5 protein-coding genes are annotated in these 5,853 nt (G+C 72.3%); all 5 read left to right on the top strand.

The genetic code is table 11. The features are described from left to right. Nucleotides 1–303: GNAT family N-acetyltransferase (locus SSOG_RS08725; protein ID WP_009713849.1), on the top strand; the 303-nt coding region annotated here is incomplete at its 5' end. A 138-nt stretch (nucleotides 304–441) separates the two neighbouring features. Continuing rightward, on the top strand, nucleotides 442–1,656 hold the full coding sequence (locus SSOG_RS08720) for an MBL fold metallo-hydrolase (RefSeq protein ID WP_009713848.1): 1,215 nt from the start codon (nucleotides 442–444) through the stop codon (nucleotides 1,654–1,656). Between the two features lie 99 nt (nucleotides 1,657–1,755). Further along, entirely contained in the window at nucleotides 1,756–2,628 is an 873-nt protein-coding gene (locus SSOG_RS08715) for a chitosanase (RefSeq protein WP_039936953.1), read from the top strand. A gap of 60 nt (nucleotides 2,629–2,688) precedes the next feature. Further along, a complete protein-coding gene (locus tag SSOG_RS08710) occupies nucleotides 2,689–2,997 on the top strand; it encodes a trypco2 family protein (protein WP_009713846.1) in 309 nt (102 codons plus the stop codon). Nucleotides 2,998–3,004: 7 nt separating this feature from the next. Beyond that, a partial coding sequence (locus SSOG_RS08705; RefSeq protein WP_039936952.1) for a trypsin-like peptidase domain-containing protein occupies nucleotides 3,005–5,853 on the top strand: 2,849 nt, incomplete at its 3' end.

Genomic DNA, 5,853 nt, shown 5'->3' with positions numbered 1-5,853 from the left:
GACCGGCTCGCCCATCACGGCGCCCTGCTGTGGGAGGTGGACGGGGAGCCGGTGGCCACCGCCGCGGTGAGCCGCACCGTCGCGGACACCGTCCGGGTCTCGCTCGTCTACACCCCGCCCGAGCTGCGGGGACGTGGGTACGCGGGCGCGGTCACGGCCGCCGTGAGCCGGGCGGCGCGTACCGGGGGAGCCGAGCGCGTACTGCTCTTCGCCGACCTCGCCAACCCCACCAGCAACGCCCTCTACCAGCGGATCGGCTACCGCCCGGTCGAGGACCACGTACGGCTGACGTTCACACCCTGAGCACCCTGAGAACGGCCTGAGCGGATCCGGAGTGGTCTTCCGGAACAACGTCACCCGTCGCGAGAGTTGTGACAGTGCAGCAGCACAACAGCACAGGCCATGGGGCGCCCCGTCGCTCCCCTTCACCCAGGAGGTGCCGTGACCGGCCCCAGCCCTCAGCGTTCCCGGCTCGCCACAGCCCTGCGCCCCGCCGCCTTCGGAGCGGACCCGGCCGGGGAGCGGATGGAGCGCATCCGGCGGTCCCCGAACTTCGCGAACGGTGTCTTCACCAACCCCGGCGGCGGCCGCAGCGCCCCCTCCGGCTCGATGCTGAAGTTCCTCCCCACGTACTTCCGCAAGGAGAACCGGGTGCGCCGGGCCCCGGCCGGGACCGTGCCGGTCCACCCCACCACCCTCGCCGACCTGGCCACACCGCCCGCCTCCGGGCTGCGGCTGACCTGGATGGGCCACTCCAGCGTGCTCGCCGAGATCGACGGGCGGCGGGTGCTGTTCGACCCGGTGTGGGGCTCGCGCTGTTCGCCCTTCGCGTCCGTCGGGCCCAAGCGGCTGCACCCCGTCCCGGTGCCGCTGCGGGAGCTGGGACCGGTGGACGCGGTGGTCATCTCCCATGACCACTACGACCACCTGGACATGCCCACGATCCGCGCGCTGGTGCGCACGGGGACGATGTTCGTCGTACCGCTCGGGGTCGGCGCGCATCTGGAGCACTGGGGCGTACCGGCGGACCGGGTGACCGAGCTGGACTGGCACGAGTCCACCGACGTGGCCGGGCTGCTGCTCACCGCCACCCCCGCCCGCCACTTCTGCGGCCGTGCGCTGCGCAACACCCAGCACACCCTGTGGGCCTCCTGGGTGGTGGCCGGGCCCGAGCACCGGATATTCCACAGCGGGGACACCGGGTACTTCTCCGGGTTCGCGGAGATCGGGGCGTCGTACGGGCCGTTCGACGCGACCATGATCCAGATCGGGGCGTACAGCGAGTTCTGGCCCGACATCCACATGACCCCCGAGGAGGGCATGCGCGCCCACCTCGACCTCCAGGGCGGCGAGCCCGGCCGGGGGATCATGCTGCCGATCCACTGGGGCACCTTCAATCTGGCCCCGCACCCGTGGGAGGAGCCCGCCGAGGGCACCGTCACCGCGGCCCGCGCGGTGGGCGCGAGCGTGGCCGTGCCGCGCCCGGGGCAGCCGTTCGAGCCGGTCCGCGGGCTGCCGCTGGAGCCGTGGTGGCGGGCGGTGGCGGCCCCGGGCGCCGCCACTGGGGGCGCCCCCGAGGAGGTCCGTATGCCCACGCCTCCGGTCCGTAAGTCGGACGGCGACACCGACCAGCCGGTGCCCATTCCGCAGCCGTAGTAGGTCAGTTGAGCCGAAAGCCTTGTGGGTGGTGTGGCGTGCTCGCTTCAATGGTTAGGAAACATTCCTAACGGACGGCTCAAGCGAACGGAGTCCCCCATGTCCAGAAGGATCGGCCTGACGGCGGCGGCCGTGGCGTTACCCGCCGCGCTCGTGTTCACCGGTGTCGGCGTCGGAGTCGGAGTGGGCCAGGCCGCCACCCCCGCACACTCCTCGGCTCGGGCGTCGGCTCAGGAGTCGGCTCAGGAGGCGGGCGTGGCGGCCAACCTGGACGATCCGGCCAAGAAGGAGATCGCCATGAAGCTGGTCTCCAGCGCCGAGAACTCCTCCCTGGACTGGCGCGGCCAGTTCAAGTACATCGAGGACATCGGCGACGGCCGCGGCTACACCGCCGGGATCATCGGCTTCTGCTCCGGCACCGGCGACATGCTGGAACTCGTCGAGTACTACACCCAGCAGAAGCCGGGCAACGTCCTCGCCAAGTACCTCCCCGCCCTGCGCAAGGTCAACGGCAGCGACTCCCACAGCGGCCTCGACCCCAACTTCACCAAGGACTGGAAGACGGCCGCCGCCGACAAGGCGTTCCAGGACGCCCAGGAGCACGAGCGCGACCGCGTCTACTTCAACCCGTCCGTCAAGCAGGGCAAGGACGACGGCCTCGGCACGCTCGGCCAGTTCATCTACTACGACGCGATCGTCATGCACGGCCCCGGCAGCAGCAAGTACAGCTTCGGCGGCATACGCAAGACGGCCATGTCCAACGCCAAGACCCCGGCGCAGGGCGGCAACCAGACCACGTACCTCAACGCCTTCCTCGACGCCCGCAAGAAGGCCATGCAGAGCGAGGAGGCACACAGCGACACCAGCCGGGTCGACACCGCGCAGCGCGTCTTCCTCAACGCGAAGAACTTCGATCTGAACCCGCCGCTGAAGTGGAAGATGTACGGCGAGTCCTTCGAGATCAAGTCCTGACCGCCGCTGTCGGCGCCCCCTTGTAAAGTCTGACTTCGGGAGAGTACGAGGGGGACGCACATGGTGGAACTGTCCGAGATGATCCGCGAGTTGCGTGCGCAGCTCACGGCCGCGGCGGCGGAGGGCGCGGGGGAGTCGCTGCGGTTCGACGTCGGCCCGATCGAGATCGAGGCCACGGTCGCGGTCACCAAGGAGGCGGGCGGCAGCGGGAAGGTCCGCTTCTGGGTGGTCGAGGCCGGTGGCGACGGGAAGTACACCTCGTCCGAGACCCAGCGCGTCACCCTCACCCTCCAGCCGACCGCCCCGGGCCCCGACGGCACCCGTACGACGGCCAGGATCTCCGGGGCCGAGGTGGCCGGGGAGCGCTGACCGATCAGTGAGGGGCCTGGAGGTCGAGCGGGTCGCCGAGATCCTCGTCGAGACCGCCACGGGTGACCGCCGCCGCGGCTCGGGTTATCTCGTCGCGCCCGGCAGGGTGCTGACGGCGGCCCATGTGGTGGCGTCGGCAATGTCCGTACGGGTGCGGTTCGAGGCGGACCGGCCGGGGGAGCGGGTGCTCGAAGCGGAGGTGCGCTTCGAGCACCCGCCCACCGATGTGGCCGTCCTGGCCGTCCCGCTGGATGAGGTCCCGGTCGTCCGCTTCGGCCGGGTCGGCGAACGGGACGCGGTGCTGCGGTGTAGTGCGATGGGCTTTCCGGCCTTCAAGATGCGGGACGGCGAGGACGGACGTCCGTACCGCGACGCGGAGCATGTGCACGGCACGTGCGCGGTCCTGTCCAACCGCCGCGAGGGCACGCTCGACCTGAGCGTGCCCCCGCCGGACGGCAGTTGGGACGGCATGTCGGGCGCGGCGGTCTTCAGCGGCGGCCGGATCGTGGGCATCGTGGCCGCGCACCATCACGCCGACGGAGCGGGACGGCTGGCGGTGAGCCGGGCGGACCGCTGGGCGGAGCGGCTGTCGGACGGTGAACGGTGCGCCTTCGAAAGGGAGTTGAGTACCTCCCTCGCCCACCTCCCGGACGTACTCCCGCCGTCGCGGCTCGGCCAGATCGAGGCGGGCTACCAGGTCCTGCTGCGGGACATCGCCCCGCCGGACCTGTACGGGCGTGATGAGGAGTTGCGGGAGCTGGTCGACTTCTGTGCGGGCCCCGACACGTACCGCTGGATCCAGGGCCGCCCCTGGTCGGGCAAGACGGCGCTGGTGTCGTGGTTCGCGCTGCACCCGCCGCGCGGGGTGGTCCCGGTGTCGTTCTTCATCACCTCCCGGCTGGCGGGCCAGGCCGACAGCACCGCCTACACCGAGGCGTTGGTCCACCAGCTGGCCGCCATCGTCGGCCGTGAGCCGTCCCCCCACGCCTCGCCCGTCGTCCGCGAGACCGAGCGCCGTGCGCTGCTCGCCGAGGCCGCCGAGCGGGTGGCCGAGGACGGTGCCACGCTGCTGCTCGTCGTGGACGGCCTGGACGAGGACCGGTCCGCGCGCGACGGCGCCACCGGCCCCAGCATCGCCTCCCTCCTCCCGGAACGCCCGCCGCCCAATCTCCGCGTCCTGGTCGCCAGCCGCCCCAACCCCGGCCTTCCGCTCGACGTCGGCCCGGGCCATCCCCTGCATCACTGCCCGCCGTCCGAACTCGGCAGCACGCATTACGCCGAGCATCTGGAGCACAAGGCTCGGTACGAGCTGAACAAGGTGCTCGCCGGGGGTGAGCACCTGGAGAAGGACATCGTCGGGCTGATCGCCGCCGCACGGGGCAGTCTGCGGCCGGAAGACCTGCGCGAGCTCACCGGGCGCGAGCTGTACGCGGTGCGGCACCGGGTGGACGGGGTGTTCGGGCGGATCCTGCGCCGCCGCGGACGCTCGGCAAGGCCGGATGAGGAGCGGGGATTCCTCTTCGCCCACGAGACGCTGTTCATTGCGGCGACGGAGATGCTGGGCCCGGATCTGCTGCCGTATCTGGACCGGATCCACGCCTGGTCGGCGGGGTACCGCGAGCGCGGCTGGCCGCCGGAGACCCCGCCGTACGTGCTGCACGGCTACCCGCGCATGGTGGCCGCTCTCGGCGACCTCGAGCGGGCGACCCGCCTGGCGACCGACCCCCGCCGCCAGGACCGCATCCGCGAGGAGACCGGCAGCGACAGCGCTGCGCTGGCGGAGATCGACTCCGTGGCCGCCGCGGTCGAGCGTGCCGCGCCCGACGACCCCGGCCTGCTGGCAGCCCTTGCGGCGGCCGGGGTCCTGCTGGCCCACCGCAACAGCGCCCTGCCGCCCAACCTGCCGCCCGTCCTGGCGCGGCTCGGCCAGCTCCGGCGGGCGGAGGGGCTGGCCTGGAGCGTCTACGATCCGCTGGAACGGGGGCAGGCCTTGGCCGGGGTGGCTCAGGTGCTGGCGGAACGCGGGGACGAGCGGGCGGTCGGTCTCGCGAGGGAGGCGGACCGGCTCGTCCGCGACCGATCGGGCGGTTGGCGTGCCATGGCGGATGTCGCAGCGGCCCGCGAGATCACCAAGATCGTGGCCGTCGTCCTGGCGGGGCTGGGACGGACGGCGGAGGCGCTCGATGCCGCTGATCAGGTCGGGAACTGGAACGGCCATGCCGCGGAGGCCCTGGGCAGGGTGTCCCTCGCCGTTCGCCCTTACGATCCGCAGCTCGCCGCCGAGGTCGCCGACCGGGCGCGGCGGGCGCTGACGGAGCTGATCACGGACGACTGGGACAGCGACAGAGCAGGGCAGATCCGTGCGTTCGGCGCGGTCGCGTCCGCCTTCGTGCCGCTGGATCCGGCACAGGCCGCCCGGTTCTTCGACCGGATCGAGAGCCTTGCCGAGGACGAGAGGGCCGCTCATCTGCCCGTCACCACCGCGTATGCGGCGGCCGAGCTTCGCACGGCGCGCCCCCGTTCCGCCCTCCATATCGGCCGGTTGGCCGCGGCGCGAGCTGCGGCGCGGCTCGCCCAGTTGGGCGACGCGCTATCGCCCAAGGCCGAGTTGAGGACGGGGATCGTGACCGCGCTGGCCGATCTGGGCCTGATCGCGGAGGCGACGGAGCTGGCCGGGGCCTGGCAGCGGGTCGACGGCAACTCCTGGCGCTCCCTTGTCTGTCGGGCTCGGGATCATGCGGCCACGGGCGACTGGGGCACGGCAGAGCGCGTCGCCGCGCTGATCGACGAACCGAAGGAGGCCGCGGAAACCTGGGCGGCCCTGGCCGAGCGCGCGCTGCTGGGCCCCGACCGCGA

Origin of the sequence: Streptomyces himastatinicus ATCC 53653, from assembly GCF_000158915.1 — a bacterium.
GTDB classification, from domain to species: Bacteria; Actinomycetota; Actinomycetes; order Streptomycetales; family Streptomycetaceae; genus Streptomyces; species Streptomyces himastatinicus.
This window is presented reverse-complemented; position numbering and strand designations above follow the sequence as displayed.